The sequence below is a fragment of the Georgenia sp. X1117 genome (assembly GCF_057784635.1).
Map to the genome: position 1 here is coordinate 3,066,690 of NZ_CM173492.1, position 14,931 is coordinate 3,081,620.

Below are 14,931 nucleotides of genomic sequence, written 5' to 3' on the forward strand. Positions count from 1 at the left end.
CCGTGACGAGAAGGACCGCGATGAGCACCCAGGGCAAGTACCCCCTCCACCGCGACGGCGACGTCGACCCCTCGCCGCGCCTGCCCCGCATCGAGGAGTCCGTCCTCGCCCACTGGCAGGCCGATGGCACCTTCCAGGCCTCGATCGACAACCGCGACGCCGGGACCGACGGCGAGAACGAGTTCGTCTTCTACGACGGCCCGCCGTTCGCCAACGGCCTGCCGCACTACGGCCACCTGCTCACCAGCTACGTCAAGGACCTCGTCGCCCGCTTCCAGACCCAGCGCGGGCGGAAGGTGGAGCGCCGCTTCGGCTGGGACACCCACGGACTGCCCGCCGAGCTCGAGGCCGAGCGGATCCTCGGCATCACCGACAAGTCCCAGATCGACGAGATGGGCATCGAGGCCTTCAACAAGGCCTGCCACGACTCCGTCCTGCGCTACACGGGGGAGTGGCAGGACTACGTCACCCGCATGGCCCGGTGGGTCAACTTCGACAACGACTACAAGACCCTCGACGTCACCTACATGGAGTCGGTGATCTGGGCCTTCAAGCGGCTCTACGACAAGGGGCTGGCCTACGAGGGCTACCGGGTGCTGCCGTACTGCTGGAACGACCAGACCCCGCTGTCCAACCACGAGCTGCGGATGGACGACGACGTCTACGCCGAGCGGCAGGACGACACCGTCACCGTCGGCGTCCGCCTGGAGACCGGCGAGCTCGCCCTCATCTGGACCACCACCCCGTGGACGCTGCCCTCCAACCTGGCGATCGCCGTCGGGCCCCAGATCGACTACGTCGTGGTCCGCCCCACGGAGGGGCCGGCCGCCGGCGAGCGGGTCGTCCTCGCCGCCGCCCTGCTCGGCTCCTACGCCAAGGAGCTCGGCGAGGAGCCCGAGGTCCTCGAGCGGCTCACCGGCGCCGACCTGGCCGGGCGTCGCTACGCCCCGATCTTCGACTACTTCACCGGGCGCGACGCCGAGGAGGCCCCCGGCGAGAACGCCTGGCAGATCATCCCCGGCGACTTCGTCACCACCGAGGACGGCACCGGGCTGGTCCACCTCGCCCCCGCCTTCGGTGAGGACGACATGGCGGTCTGCGACGCCGCCGGGATCCGCCCGGTCGTCCCCGTCGACGCCGGCGGGCGCTTCACCTCCGAGATCCCCGACTACGCCGGGCAGCAGGTCTTCGACGCCAACAGGGCGATCATCACCGACCTGCGCGACGGGACCGGGCCCCTGGCGGCGCGCCCCGACGCCGAGCGGGCGCTGCTCGTGCGCCGCGCCTCCTACGTGCACTCCTACCCGCACTGCTGGCGCTGCCGGCAGCCGCTCATCTACAAGGCCGTGACCAGCTGGTTCGTGCGGGTCACCGAGTTCCGCGACCGGATGGTCGAGCTCAACCAGGACATCACCTGGGTGCCCGAGCACATCAAGGACGGCATCTTCGGCAACTGGCTCGCCGGCGCCCGCGACTGGTCGATCTCCCGCAACCGCTACTGGGGCACGCCCATCCCCGTGTGGGTGAGCGACGACCCCGCCCACCCCCGCATCGACGTCTACGGCTCGCTCGCCGAGCTCGAGGCCGACTTCGGGCGCCTGCCGGTGGGCCCGGACGGGCAGCCGAACCTGCACCGGCCCTACATCGACGAGCTCACCCGCCCCAACCCCGACGACCCGAGCGGGGCGTCGACGATGCGGCGCATCCCCGACATCCTCGACGTCTGGTTCGACTCCGGGTCGATGCCCTTCGCCCAGGTGCACTACCCGTTCGAGAACGCCGAGTGGTTCGAGCACCACTACCCGGGCGACTTCATCGTGGAGTACATCGGGCAGACGCGCGGCTGGTTCTACACCCTGCACGTGCTGGCCACGGCGCTGTTCGACCGGCCCGCCTTCCGCACCTCGGTCAGCCACGGCATCGTGCTCGGCTCCGACGGGCGCAAGATGAGCAAGTCGCTGCGCAACTACCCCGACGTGTCCGAGGTGCTCGACCGCGACGGGGCCGACGCGATGCGCTGGTTCCTCATGGCCTCCCCGATCCTGCGCGGCGGCAACCTCGTGGTTACCGAGGAGGGCATCCGCGAGGTGGTGCGGCACGTGCACCTGCCGCTGTGGAACGCCTGGTACTTCTACGCGCTCTACGCGGGGACGGTCGACGGTGGGGCGGGCTACGTGTCCGACGGCGTGGACCTCGACGACCCGGCGGCGGTGGCGCGGTTGGACGTCATGGACCGCTACCTGCTGGCGCGGACCGGGACGCTGGCCGACGAGGTCGGCGCGGCGCTGGACGACTACGACGTCCCGCGCTCGTGCCAGCTCGTGCGCGAGCACCTCGACCTGCTGACCAACTGGTACGTGCGCACCTCGCGCGACCGGTTCTGGGCCGAGGACCGCGGCGCGTTCGACACGTTGCGCACCGCGCTCGAGGTGCTTACCCGGGTGATGGCGCCGCTCGCGCCGATGGTCGCCGAGGAGGTCTGGCGGGGCCTGACCGGCGGACGTTCGGTGCACCTCACCGACTGGCCGGAGCTGGGTGAGGCGGTCGCGGCGCCGGAGATCGTCGCGGCGATGGACGCCGTGCGGGAGGCGGTCTCTGCCGCGCACGCGCTGCGCAAGGCGGCGTCGATCCGCGTGCGTCAGCCGCTGCGCACGCTCACCGTGGCGGTGGCGGACCCGGGTGCGCTGGCGCCCTACGAGGCGCTCATCGCGCAGGAGGTCAACGTGCGCTCCGTCGAGCTCGTCGCGCCGGAGCAGACGGCGCTGCGGGTGCGTACCGAGCTGGCGGTCCTGCCGCGCGAGCTCCCGAAGGAGCTGCGCCGGCTCACCTCCCAGCTCTTCGCCGCGGCGAAGGCGGGTCAGTGGGACGAGGGCGAGTCCGATGGCGTGAGCTTCCCGGGCGTGGTGGTCCCGGACGGCCTTGAGGGTGCCGGGGAGCCCGTCGCGCTCGCGGCGCACCAGGTCGAGCGCACGACGACGGTCGACGTCGCCGAGGGTGCGGCCGGGGAGGTGGCCGCCGCCGTCCTGCCGGGCGGCGGGTTCGTCGCCCTCGACACGACGGTCGACGACGAGCTGGCGGCCGAGGGGTACGCCCGTGACGTCGTGCGCGCCGTCCAGGACGAGCGCAAGAACGCCGGCCTGCACGTGTCGGACCGGATCGCGCTGGACCTCGCCGTGCCGGAGTCGCGGGTGGCGGCGGTCGAGGCGCACCGCGAGCTCGTCATGGACGAGACGCTCTCGCTCGAGCTGACCGTGTCCGCCGGTGAGGGCGACGCGATCGTCCCGCAGGTGCGCAAGATCGGGTAGCGCCGGCGGCGGCCTCCGGGTCAGACCGTCAGGTCCAGGCCGATGTCGAGGACCGGTGCCGAGTGGGTCAGCCAGCCGGCTGACACCAGATCCACGCCGCTGGCGGCGACCGCCGGCGCGGTCTCGGCGGTGAGGCGACCGGAGGCTTCGGTGACCATCCGGCCGTCCACGAGCCCGACCGCCTCCGCCAGCTGGGCGGGCGTCATGTTGTCGAGCAGGACGGCGTCGACCGGCGTGGTGAGCAGCTCGCGGAGCTGATCGAGGGTGTCCACCTCCACCTCGATCGGCACGAGGTGGCCGGCCGCCTCGCGCACCCGGGCGACGGCGGCGCCGACGCCACCGGCCAGCGCGACGTGGTTGTCCTTGATGAGCACGGCGTCGTCCAGCCCTAAGCGGTGGTTGACGCCCCCGCCCGCGACCACGGCGTGCTTCTCCACCGTCCGCAGACCCGGGGTGGTCTTGCGGGTGCAGCACACCCGCGTGCCGGTCCCGTCGATCGCCTGGGCGATCTGGGCGGTCGCCGTCGCGACGCCGGAGAGGTGACCGAGGAAGTTCAGCGCCACCCGCTCGGCGGTCAGCAGCGCGCGGGCGGGACCGGTCACCGTGGCGATGCGGTCGCCGGGCGCGACGGCGGTCCCGTCGAGCCGCTCGACGTCGACGCTCACCCGCGGGTCGAGCAGACCGAAGGCGAGCACGACGATGTCTGTGCCGGCGACGACGCCGGGGTCGCGCGCCACGAGCTCCGCGGTGGCGACCCGGTCGGCGGGCACGACCCAGTCGGTGGTGACGTCGCCGGCGCGACCGAGGTCCTCGCGCAGGGCGTCGCGGACGAGCGGTTCGATCATCACGGTCGGCAGGTGCCTCATGCGGTGCTCCGTTCCAGGGCGTGGTCGTACGCGTCGGCCAGGGTGAGGTCCTGGTGGGCCGCCCGCGCGGGGGAGGGGTGATCGGTGCGGTGGTGCGCCCCGCGGCTCTCCTCGCGCCGCAGCGCGCCGGTGACGAGCAGGAGGGCGACGAGCGTGTCGTCGTCGGCGGGATCGGCGAGGTGGGCCGCGCGCAGCCGGTCCCGGGCGGCGGTCAGGGTAGGACCGTCCCGCACGACGCCGACGGCGGAGGACACGAGGTCGCGCACCTTCGCGAGACCGAGCGCGTCGGGAGTGTGCCGCACCGGTCCGCGATGCCCGAGATGGGGCGCGGTGAGCGGGAGTGTGGACGCCGGGCCCTCGATTCCCTCGGCAGGGGCGTGGTCGTTCCGGCCGGCACGGACCCGCGGATCCGCGCGTTCGCCACGGCTGCGCGCGACGTCGTCGGCCACCCAGCTCGAGCACACCGCCGCCTCGAGGAGCGAGTTCGAGGCGAGCCGGTTGGCGCCGTGCAGGCCGGTGCTCGCCACCTCACCGACCGCCCACAGCCCCGGCACCGTGCTGCGCCCGTGCTCGTCGACCGCGACGCCGCCCATCTGATAGTGCGCGGCAGGCCTGACGGGAAGCAGGTCGCGCGCCGGGTCGATCCCCGCCGCCCGGCACGCGGCGGTGACAGTCGGGAAGCGCTCGGCGACCTCCGGGACGTCGCGGGCGTCGAGGAAGACGCGCCGGCCTGCGGCCACGTGCGTCCACACCCGGCGAGCGACGACGTCGCGTGCGGCGAGCGGGTCTCCCGGCAGATCGCGGCCGGAGGCATCGACCAGGCGGGCTCCTGCGCCACGGAGCGCCTCGCTGACCAGAGGCATCGGACGGAGCTCGACGTCGAGCGCGGTGGGGTGGAACTGGACCATCTCCAGGTCCCGCAGCACCGCGCCGGCCCGCGCCGCGAGCGCGAGGCCCTGGCCGCGTGAGGAGGAGGGGTTGGTCGAGTGCGCGAACAGGCCGCCGATCCCACCGGTGGCGATGACGACCCGGTCGGTCGGGAGGATGGTGCGGCCACCGTCCCGCTCGATCTCGACGCCGCGGACGGCGCCGTCCTCGACGACGACCCGGATCGCCCGCGCGTGCTTGAGCACCGTGACCGAGGGGGCGTGGCGAACGGCGGCCGTCGCGGCCCGCAGCAGCTCGCGCCCGGTGGCGTCGCCGCCCGCGTGCGCGATGCGATGACGACTGTGGGCCCCCTCCAGGCCGAGCAGCAAGGCGCCGTCGTCGTCCCGGTCGAACGCGGCGCCGAGCCCCACGAGGTAGGTGAGGGCCTCGGCGGCCCCGACCGTCACGCGCTCGACGGCATCCCGCTCGCCGAGGCCCGTGCCCGCAGCCAGGGTGTCGAGGGCGTGGAGCGCCGGCGAGTCACCGGGCGCCACGGCCGCGGCGATCCCGCCCTGGGCGAGTCCGGTCGAGCTGTCCGCACCGAGCGGCCCGGCGCTGAGGACGAGGCACGGCGTCGGGGCCAGGCGCAGCGCGGTGAGAAGACCGGCGAGCCCGGCGCCGACGATGACCGGCCGGTCGCCGCTCCGTAGCCATTCGTCGCTCATCGGACCGCGAGCATGCGGTCGACGGCGGCGCGGGCGCGCACGGCGACGTCGGGGTCGATCGTCACCTCGTGGCGCATCTCCTCCAGGGCGAGGCGGATGTTGCCGAGGTTGTTGCGCTTCATGTGCGGGCACAGGTTGCACGGGCGGACGAACTCCACGCCGGGGGAGGCGGCCGCGATGTTGTCGCTCATCGAGCACTCGGTGATGAGCGCGACCTGGCGGGGGCGGCGGTCCTGGACGAAGTCGATCATCTGGGCGGTGGAGCCGGACATGTCGGAGACGTCGACGACGTCGGGCGGGCACTCCGGGTGGCTGACCACGACGACGCCGGGGTGGTCGCGGCGGACCTGGGCGATGTCGCCGGGCGTGAAACGCTCGTGGACCTCGCAGCGGCCGGCCCAGGTGATGACCTCGACGCCGGTCTGGCGGGCGATGTTCTGGGCGAGATACTCGTCGGGGATCATGATCACCCGGTCCACGCCGAGGGACTCGATGACCTTCACGGCGTTGCCGGACGTGCAGCAGATGTCGGACTCGGCCTTCACGTCCGCCGAGGTGTTGACGTAGGTGACGACGGGGACGCCCGGGTGCTGGGCCCGCAGGCTGCGGACGTCGGCGGCGGTGATGGACTCGGCCAGCGAGCAACCGGCGCGCAGGTCGGGCACGAGCACGGTCCGGGACGGGTTGAGCAGCTTCGCCGTCTCGGCCATGAAGTGGACGCCGGCCAGCACGATGACGTCGGCGTCGACGTCCTGCGCCTCCCGCGCCAGGGCGAGGGAGTCCCCGACGATGTCGGCCACCCCGTGGAAGATCTCCGGGGTCTGGTAGTTGTGCGCGAGGATCACCGCGTTGCGCTCGGCCTTGAGCCGCCAGATCGCCGCGACGTCGTCCTCCATCGTCGCCCACTCCACGCGCGGCACGGATCCACGGACCCGCTCGTAGAGGGCGTCGGTGCTGATGCTGACCGTCGTCATCGTGTCTTCCCTGCCTGGTCGTCGGTGACCGCTAGTGATGCTCGTGCTGAGCATAAGTGATGCTCACGATGAGCATAAAGAATGCTCGCGCTGAGCACAACTAGCGGGGCGGTGAGGGCACGTCCGCGTGAAGCGGCGCGGCGGGACGCTGCGGCAGCGAAGCTGTGGAGCGTGGGTGCTGTCGGGCGCCGGTGCGGGGTGGCGGCGTCGCCGGGCGTCAGCGCGAACGGACGATCGGGAGCTTCGTCCCCGCGGCCTCGCGCTCGTCGAGGACCGCGCGACGGAACCGGAACAGCTTCGCCGGGCGGCCGCCTGTGGAGTGGTCCAGCTGTCCGGTCTCCTCGACCAGCTCCTGGTGCTCGACGAGACGGCGGAAGTTCTGCTTGTGCAGATGGTGTCCGGCCACCGCCTCGACGGTGGCCTGCAGCCGACCGAGCGTGAACGACTCCGGGACGAGCTCGAAGATCACCGGCCGGTACTGGATCTTCGCGCGCAGCCGCCCGATCCCGGTGGCGAGGATGCGGCGGTGGTCGCGCTCCATCGCCCGCCCGGTCACCTCGGGGTCGGCGTCCGCCCCGGCCTCGGGGACCAGCCCGACCTCGTAGAGCAGCTCGTAGCGCTGGAGTGCCATCCCCGGCAGCCACGGCTGACCGTCCAGGCCGAAGGTGACGGCGCACCGCAGTCGCCGTCGCTCGGCCAGCTCCGGGTCCGCCGGCTCATCGGCCCAGCGGCCCAGCAGGGGTGCGAGGTGGTCCTCGACGAGGTCGGCTTCCGCGCGACGGTCCTCCCAGGGGAAGTACGCCAGCCAGCTCACCCACGCGTCGGTGGGGGAGGCGACCGTCGTGAGCCCGAGGTAGGAGATCTCCAGGGCCGGGTGGGGCGCGCGCCGACGGTCGGCGAACGTGTAGAGCTGCTCGACGTACCCGAGGTCGTGCCCGGTCTGCCGGGTCACCCACGAGCGCATCCCGGCCTGCATCGACCGGTGCTCGGTCTGCAGCGGTCCCGACGGCAGCCGTCGCCCGCCCTCGGTGGTCAGGGCCAGTGGTTCGCCGTCGTGGACCGCCGTGATGACGGCGACCAGCTCGGCCTCCACCTGCTCGGCCACCTCGGCCATGGACCCTCCCTTCTCGGACCAGGACCATCATGCCGCGTCACGCGACCGGGCCGTGGTGCTCCAGGCCTGGTCCTGCGCCGGTCGGCGGCGATCGGCGACGAACGACGTGCGCGCCGGGTGGGTGACGCCTCCCGAGAAGTCGCGGGTGGTCGCCACGACGCCCTGATCAGGGCAGAGTGACCTCATGAGCGACTGGAGCGAGCACGCGATCTGGTGGCATGTGTACCCGCTCGGGTTCACCGGTGCCCCGGTGCGGCCCACCGAGGACGAGCGCGCCGCCGTCGAGGCCGAGCCGGACCACCGCCTGGGGCACCTGACCGCCTGGCTGGACCACGTCGTCGGGCTCGGGGCGAACGGCCTGCTGCTGGGGCCGATCTTCGAGTCCGAGACCCACGGCTACGACACCCTCGACCACCTCCGTATCGACCCGCGCCTCGGGGACGACGCCGACCTCGACCACCTGGTGGCCGAGTGCCGCACGCGCGGGATCCGGGTCCTCCTCGACGGCGTGTTCAACCACGTCGGGGCCGGGCACCCGCTCTACCGCGCCGCGCTCGAGGGCGGGCCCGACAGCCCGGAGGCCGCCTACTTCCGCATCGACTACTCCGGGGAGGAGCCCGTCGCGGAGGACTTCGAGGGGCACGGCTCGCTCGTGGCGCTCGACCACGGGGCGCCGGAGGTCGAGGAGCTCGTCGTCGAGGTGATGTGCCACTGGCTCGAGCGCGGCGTGGACGGCTGGCGCCTCGACGCCGCCTACGCCGTCCCGATCGAGTTCTGGGCGCGCGTCCTGCCCCGCGTGCGCGAGCGGTTCCCGCAGGCCTGGTTCCTCGGGGAGGTCATCCACGGCGACTACGCCGAGATCGTCCGCGCCGGCACGCTCGACACCGTCACCGAGTACGAGCTGTGGAAGGCGACCTGGAGCTCGATCAAGGAGGCCAACTTCTTCGAGCTCGACTGGACGGTGCAGCGGCACAACGCGTTCCTCGACGCGTTCGTCCCGCAGACCTTCGTCGGCAACCACGACACCACCCGCATCGCCACGCAGGTCGGGGCCGACAGGGCGGCGCTCGCAGCTGTCGTGCTCCTCACCGTCGGCGGGATCCCCTCGATCTACGCCGGCGACGAGTACGCGTGGGAGGGGCTCAAGGAGGAAAGGCTCGGCGGCGACGACGAGGTGCGCCCGATCTTCCCGCCGACGCCGCCCGCGCCGGAGTCGCTGGAGCCTGCTGCTGCGGAGATGCTTCGGCTCCACCAGGACCTCATCGCGCTGCGCCGCCGGCACGCCTGGCTGACGCGCGCACGCACGGAGACGGTCGAGCTGACGAACACCCGCTACGTCTACGACGCCGTCGGGGAGGAGGGGCAGCGCCTGCGGGTCGAGCTCGACCTCGACGGCGAGCCGAGCGCCGTCGTGCGTGCGGGTGCCGGCGACGACGGCGGTAGCGGTGAGGTGCTGCTCGCCGTCGGGCTGTGACGGTCGGGCAGTGACGAGAGGCGCCAGGCCCCGTCGGGTGCGTCCCCGGCGCTCGCGTCAGGCGTCGGCGCTGCCCTCGCGGTAGATCTTCGCCCGGGAGATCCGCCCGGCGACCAGGTCGAACACGCTGACCAGGGCGGCGGTCTTCTCCTCGCCGTCGTGGGTCCAGGTCTCGATCATCTCGACGGCGACGGCATGTCCGCCGTCGATGATGCGGGTGAGCGTCAGGTGCGGGCGCAGCGAGCGCATCGCCTCCTCGAAGAACGGGCGCAGCTCGTGGCTGGGCACCGAGTACTCGCCGGTGACCCAGGTGGCCTCGGGGGCGAAGTCCGCGAGCAGGGCGTCGGCGTCGCCGCTGTTGAACGCCTCGACGTGGCGGCGGACGAGATCCTCGGCGATGCTCATCGACCCATCGTGCCGCAGCCCGGCCGTGGGCGGAACCGGCCTCCCCGCTCTCCCACGTGCTCGGCGGATCTGGGGGTGTGGGCGGGGCGTGGGAGGATCGGGAGGTGAGCACCCCCGGCGGAACACAGAGCCCCGACGACGCCGAGTCCGGCGACGACCCGGCCCTCGGCGCGTCCTTCCCGACGCTCGACGAGGCCATCGCCGCCGCCGACGAGCAGACTGACCCGGAGCTCGCCGAGCGGCTCGAGGTGGCCCGCGCGGAGGACGAGGAGCGCGAGTCCGACCTGCAGACCGTGCTCCGCTCGGGGCTGTTCGGCGGCCCGGACGACGACGTCGTGCGCGAGATCGCCGGCGAGGCCGGCCGCGACGCGGAGTTCGACGACGACTACGAGGAGCTCTTCGTCAGCGACGACGAGCGCATCGACCCTGACGGCGACCCCCGCGACCCCGACGATCTCGGCCGCGTCGACAGCGACCTCGACGACCTCGACCAGCCCGCCACCGACCCCTCCGGCCGCGGCACCGACGAGGAGGAGGCGGCGCTGGCCGAGCTCACCGCGCAGATCGTCGCGCGCGCCCCCGAGCACGACGTCCAGCCCAGCCTCGATCGCGTCGTCGAGGCCCTCGACCTGCTCGGCAACCCGCAGGACGCCTACCCGGTCATCCACCTCACCGGCACCAACGGCAAGTCCTCGACCGCCCGCATGATCGAGGCCCTCCTGCGCGAGCGCGGCCTGCGCACCGGCCGCTTCACCTCCCCGCACCTGCACACGATCCGCGAGCGCATCTCCGTCGACGGCGCCCCCATCAGGACGCCCGACTTCCTCGCCGGCTACCACGAGGTCGCCCCGTACATCGACCTCATCGACGAGCGGCACGTCGAGGCCGGCGGCAAGCGGCTCAGCTTCTTCGAGCTCCTCACCGTGCTCGGCTTCGCGGCCTTCGCGGACGCCCCGGTCGACGCCGCCGTCGTCGAGGTCGGGCTCGGCGGCCGGTGGGACGCCACCAACGTCGCCCGCGGCCAGGTCGCCGTCCTCACCACCGTCGAGCGCGACCACACCCGATGGCTCGGCAGCACGCTCGAGGAGATCGCCAACGAGAAGGTGGGGATCATCGAGGAGGGCGCCACCGTCGTCGCGGCGCGGCAGCACGAGGAGGTCGAGGGCATCCTCCTCAGCGCCGCGGCCGCCGCGGGTGCGCGCCTCGTCCGCGAGGGCGTCGACCTCGAGGTGATGGACCGCGAGCTCGCCGTCGGCGGGCAGGTCCTCACCCTGCGCACACCCGCCGGCGTCTACGAGGGACTCTTCCTGCCCCTGCACGGCGCCCACCAGGCGCGGAACGCGCTGCTCGCCCTGGCGGCGACCGAGTCCTTCTTCGGCGGCGGGGCGCTCGCCGGCGACGTCGTCGAGCAGGCCTTCGCAGGCGTCACCTCGCCCGGACGCCTCGACGTCGTGCGGGCCTCCCCGCTAGTCATCGTCGACGCCGCGCACAACCCCGCCGGCGTCGAGGCCTTCCGTGAGGGCCTGGCGGAGGCCTTCGACCTCGAGCACGTCGTCGGCGTCGTCGGGGTGATGTACGACAAGGAGGTCGAGGCGATCCTCGGCGAGCTCGAGCCGGTGCTCGACGAGATCGTCGTCACCGACGCCGGCACCGATCGGGCGATGCCCGCCGAGGAGCTGGCCGAGGTCGCCCGCGAGGTCTTCGGCGAGGACCGCGTGCACCTCGTACCCCGGCTGGACGAGGCCATCGACCGGGCCGCGACCCTGGCGGAGGCTGACCACGAGGAGCTGGTGACGAGGACCGCGGTCGTCGTCGTCGGGTCCGTCGTGCTCGCTGGACGTGCCCGCGAGGTCACCGGCCACACCCGCGGCTGAGAATCCGTCCACCGCGGGCGGACGGGCGTGACGCCGGACACCGCAGGCGGCAGGATGGTGCCACCAGCCATCGAGGGAGATGCCATGAAGAAGTTCCTCAACGACCCCGCCAGCTTCGTCGACGAGTCCGTCCAGGCCTTCGGCCTCGCCCACTCGGACATCCTCACCGTCAACGCGGACCCGCTGTACGTGGTGCGCCGCGACGCCCCGGTCGCCGGCCGGGTCGGTGTCATCTCCGGCGGCGGCTCGGGCCACGAGCCCATGCACGCCGGTTTCGTCGGTGAGGGTCTTCTCGACGCCGCCGTTCCCGGCCCCGTGTTCACCTCGCCCTCGCCGGACCCCATCGAGGCCGCCAGCCGGGCCGTCGACTCCGGCGCCGGGGTGCTGCACATCGTCAAGAACTACACCGGCGACGTGCTCAACTTCGAGACCGCCGCCGAGCTGGCCGACGACGTGGAGATCGCCACCGTCCTGGTCAACGACGACGTCGCCGTCGAGGACTCCCTCTACACCGCCGGGCGACGCGGGGTCGCCGGCACGATCCTCGTGGAGAAGATCGCCGGGGCCTCCGCGGCCCGCGGCGACGACCTCGCCACCGTCACCGCACTCGCCCAGCGCGCCGCCGACAACGTCCGCTCGATGGGCCTGGCCCTGGACTCCCCGGTCTCGCCGAGCACCGGTGAGCATTCCTTCGACCTGGGCGAGGACGAGGTTGAGATCGGCATCGGCATCCACGGCGAGCCGGGCCGCCGCCGCATCCCCATGACCACCTCCGACGAGCTCACCGACCAGCTTCTCGACCCGGTCGTGGAGGACCTGGGCCTGACCGGCGGCGAGAAGGTCGTCCTGCTCGTCAACGGCATGGGCGCCACCCCGGACTCCGAGCTCTACCTCATCTACGGTCGCGCCCGCGCGCGCCTCGAGGCGGCCGGCGTCGAGGTCGCCCGCTCGAAGGTGGGCAGCCTCGTGACCAGCCTGGACATGGCGGGCGCCTCCGTCACCGTCCTCCGGCTCGACGACGAGCTGCTCGGCCTGTACGACGCCCCGGCCCGCAGCGCGGCCTGGACGCAGGGCTGAGCGGGCCCGGAGCCCCCCGCACGCGAGAACCGATCGGACAAGGAGCACCATGAGCACGCTGGGTACGAGCTGGGCGCTGGACTGGGTGAGCAGGGCGGCGGCGACCATCGCCGAGCACCGCATCGAGCTCATCGACCTCGACCGGGCCATCGGCGACGCCGACCACGGCGAGAACCTCGACCGTGGGTTCTCGGCGATCGCCCCGCGCTTCGAGGCCACGCCGCCGACCACCGTCCCCGAGGTCCTCAAGGGGGTGGCCAGCACGCTGATGTCGGTCGTCGGCGGGGCGGCCGGCCCGCTGTACGGCACCGCGTTCCTCCGCGGCTCCAAGCAGATCGGTGAGGAGGTCGACGCCGCGGGCGTGGCCGCCTTCCTGCAGGCCGCCGTCGAGGGCGTCACCGCGCGTGGCCGGGCCACGCCGGGGGAGAAGACCATGGTCGACGCCCTCACCCCGGCGGTCGAGGCCGCACGGAAGGTCGCCGACGACGGCGGGGACGCCACCGCCGCGCTCGAGGCCGCCGCCACCGCCGCGCAGGAGGGGGCCGAGGCCACGGTCGAGCTCGTGGCCACCAAGGGGCGCGCCTCCTACCTGGGCGAGCGTTCGGCCGGGCACATGGACCCCGGCGCCCGCTCCACCGCGCTCATCCTCCGAGCCGCCGCCGACGCGGCCACCTCCCAGGGGTCCTGATGGGCAGGGTCGCGATCCTCGTCGTCTCCCACTCCGCCCGGCTCGCCGCCGGGCTCGTCGAGCTCGCCGGCCAGATGGCCGCCGACGTGCGCATCGAGGGCGTCGGCGGCACCGAGGACGGGCGCATCGGCACCAGCTTCGACGGTGTCGAGGCCGCCCTGACCGGCCTGCTCGCCGAGGACGGGGTCGACGGGGTCGTGCTCGTGGCCGACCTCGGCTCCGCGGCGATGACGATCGACTCCGTGCTCGAGCTGCACGACGACGAGCCCGTCCGGCACGCCGAGGGGCCGCTCGTGGAGGGCGTCGTCGCGGCCGCGGTCGCGGCCCAGGGCGGCGACGGTCTCGAGGACGTCGCCGCGGCCGTCACCGGGGCCGCGCGCAACCTCGCCGAGGCCGCCGTCGAGCCGGTCGGGACCGCGGTCCCGGTCCGGGGCGACGAGGCCGAGGCCGCCCCGGCGGAGACCGGGGCCGGCCAGGGTGGGCCGAGCGAGCGGCGCACGGTCGTCATCGACGACCCCATGGGTCTGCACGCCCGACCGGCGGCGAAGGTCGCCGGCGTCGCGGCGGGATTCACGGCGGCGGTGACGATCAACGGCGTCGACGCGCGCAGCGTGCTGGCGCTCATGGCGAAGAACTTTGGTGCCGGCTCCGAGCTGACCGTCGAGGCGTCCGGCGCCGACGCCGCCGAGGCGGTCGCCGCCGTGGTGGCCGAGATCGCCGCGGCGAAGGGCTGAGCACGAGGCCGTGACCGTCCCTGCACTCGTCGCCTTCGACCTCGACGACACCCTGGCCCCCTCCAAGCAGCCGCTGCCCGACGAGGTCGTCGCGGCCCTGGGCGGGCTGCTCGCCCGGGTGCCCGTGTGCGTGATCTCCGGCGGCGACGTCGGGCAGTTCCGCACCCAGGTCGTCGAGCGCATGACGGGCCTCGACCTCGCCGACCTGCACCTCATGCCCACCTGCGGGACCCGGTACCTGCGGGTCGTCGGCGGCGAGCTCGTCCAGTCCTACGCCCACGAGCTCTCCGCCGAGGACCGTGCGGCGGCGGCCGCCTCCCTCGAGCGGCGGGCCCGCGAGCTCGGCCTGTGGGAGAGCGAGACCTGGGGCGAGATCATCGAGGACCGCGGCACCCAGGTGACGTTCTCGGCCCTGGGGCAGCAGGCTCCCGTGGACGCGAAGAAGGCCTGGGACCCGACGGCGCAGAAGAAGGAGCGCCTGCGCGCCGCGGTGGCCGCCGACCTGCCGGGCCTCGAGGTGCGCTCGGGCGGCTCGACCTCGGTGGACATCACGGCCCCGGGCATCGACAAGGCCTACGGCATGCGCCGGCTCGCCGAGCAGACGGGGATCGACATGGCAGACATGCTTTTCGTCGGCGACCGCCTCGACGAGGGCGGCAACGACCGGCCCGTCCTCGACATGGGGGTGGCCTGCCGCGCGGTGGCCGGCTGGGAGGAGACCGCCGCCCTGGTCGGCGGCATCGTCGAGGAGATCGACGCCGCGCGGGCGACCGAGGCCTGAGCGCTACACCCCTCCCCGCGCGACGCCGGCCGCCCGACCACCTACCG

The 14,931-nt window shown here is 73.4% G+C and carries 12 protein-coding genes; 7 read left to right on the forward strand and 5 right to left on the reverse strand.

Annotation, left to right across the window (positions count from 1 at the left end; genetic code table 11):
• Positions 1-20 precede the first annotated feature (20 nt).
• Complete coding sequence (gene ileS / locus AC3D3D_RS14220; RefSeq protein ID WP_463663246.1) at positions 21-3,305, forward strand: isoleucine--tRNA ligase; 3,285 nt, start codon at positions 21-23, stop codon at positions 3,303-3,305.
• A gap of 20 nt (positions 3,306-3,325) precedes the next feature.
• Here the strand turns inward: ileS and nadC are convergent, their stop codons facing one another.
• The 4 genes from nadC to AC3D3D_RS14240 all read right to left on the reverse strand — a co-directional run bounded on the left by nadC (position 3,326) and on the right by AC3D3D_RS14240 (position 7,851).
• A complete protein-coding gene (nadC, locus tag AC3D3D_RS14225) occupies positions 3,326-4,171 on the reverse strand; it encodes a carboxylating nicotinate-nucleotide diphosphorylase (RefSeq protein ID WP_463663247.1) in 846 nt (281 codons plus the stop codon).
• On the reverse strand, positions 4,168-5,763 hold the full coding sequence (locus AC3D3D_RS14230; RefSeq protein WP_463663248.1) for an L-aspartate oxidase: 1,596 nt from the start codon (positions 5,761-5,763) through the stop codon (positions 4,168-4,170). The genes nadC and AC3D3D_RS14230 overlap by 4 nt, the downstream gene beginning before the upstream one ends.
• Positions 5,760-6,737: a quinolinate synthase NadA gene (gene nadA / locus AC3D3D_RS14235; protein ID WP_463663249.1), complete on the reverse strand. Its 978-nt coding sequence runs from the start codon at positions 6,735-6,737 to the stop codon at positions 5,760-5,762. The genes AC3D3D_RS14230 and nadA overlap by 4 nt, the downstream gene beginning before the upstream one ends.
• Positions 6,738-6,954: 217 nt before the next feature.
• A complete protein-coding gene (locus AC3D3D_RS14240) occupies positions 6,955-7,851 on the reverse strand; it encodes an NUDIX hydrolase (RefSeq protein WP_463663250.1) in 897 nt (298 codons plus the stop codon).
• A gap of 184 nt (positions 7,852-8,035) precedes the next feature.
• Between AC3D3D_RS14240 and AC3D3D_RS14245 the strand changes: the two genes are divergently transcribed.
• Positions 8,036-9,325, forward strand: a complete 1,290-nt coding sequence (locus AC3D3D_RS14245; protein ID WP_463663251.1) for an alpha-amylase family protein — start codon at positions 8,036-8,038, stop codon at positions 9,323-9,325.
• 57 nt (positions 9,326-9,382) lie between these two features.
• Here AC3D3D_RS14245 and AC3D3D_RS14250 read toward each other — a convergent pair whose 3' ends face one another.
• Positions 9,383-9,730, reverse strand: coding sequence for a nuclear transport factor 2 family protein (locus tag AC3D3D_RS14250; RefSeq protein ID WP_463663252.1), 348 nt, complete (start codon positions 9,728-9,730; stop codon positions 9,383-9,385).
• Positions 9,731-9,834: 104 nt separating this feature from the next.
• On the opposite strand from AC3D3D_RS14250, the gene AC3D3D_RS14255 reads away from it, so the two are divergent.
• The 5 genes from AC3D3D_RS14255 (at position 9,835) to AC3D3D_RS14275 (ending at position 14,884) form a co-directional block, all read left to right on the forward strand.
• Positions 9,835-11,604 carry a bifunctional folylpolyglutamate synthase/dihydrofolate synthase gene (locus AC3D3D_RS14255; protein ID WP_463663253.1) on the forward strand — a complete coding sequence of 590 codons (1,770 nt, stop codon included), beginning with the start codon at positions 9,835-9,837 and terminating at the stop codon, positions 11,602-11,604.
• 84 nt (positions 11,605-11,688) lie between these two features.
• Complete coding sequence (gene dhaK / locus AC3D3D_RS14260; protein ID WP_463663254.1) at positions 11,689-12,681, forward strand: dihydroxyacetone kinase subunit DhaK; 993 nt, start codon at positions 11,689-11,691, stop codon at positions 12,679-12,681.
• Positions 12,682-12,730: 49 nt separating this feature from the next.
• Positions 12,731-13,369, forward strand: a complete 639-nt coding sequence (gene dhaL / locus AC3D3D_RS14265; RefSeq protein ID WP_463663255.1) for a dihydroxyacetone kinase subunit DhaL — start codon at positions 12,731-12,733, stop codon at positions 13,367-13,369.
• Positions 13,369-14,103, forward strand: coding sequence for a dihydroxyacetone kinase phosphoryl donor subunit DhaM (dhaM, locus tag AC3D3D_RS14270; protein ID WP_463663256.1), 735 nt, complete (start codon positions 13,369-13,371; stop codon positions 14,101-14,103). Before dhaL ends, dhaM begins: the two co-directional genes overlap by 1 nt.
• A 10-nt stretch (positions 14,104-14,113) precedes the next feature.
• Positions 14,114-14,884, forward strand: coding sequence for an HAD-IIB family hydrolase (locus AC3D3D_RS14275; RefSeq protein WP_463663257.1), 771 nt, complete (start codon positions 14,114-14,116; stop codon positions 14,882-14,884).
• Positions 14,885-14,931: the final 47 nt, after the last annotated feature.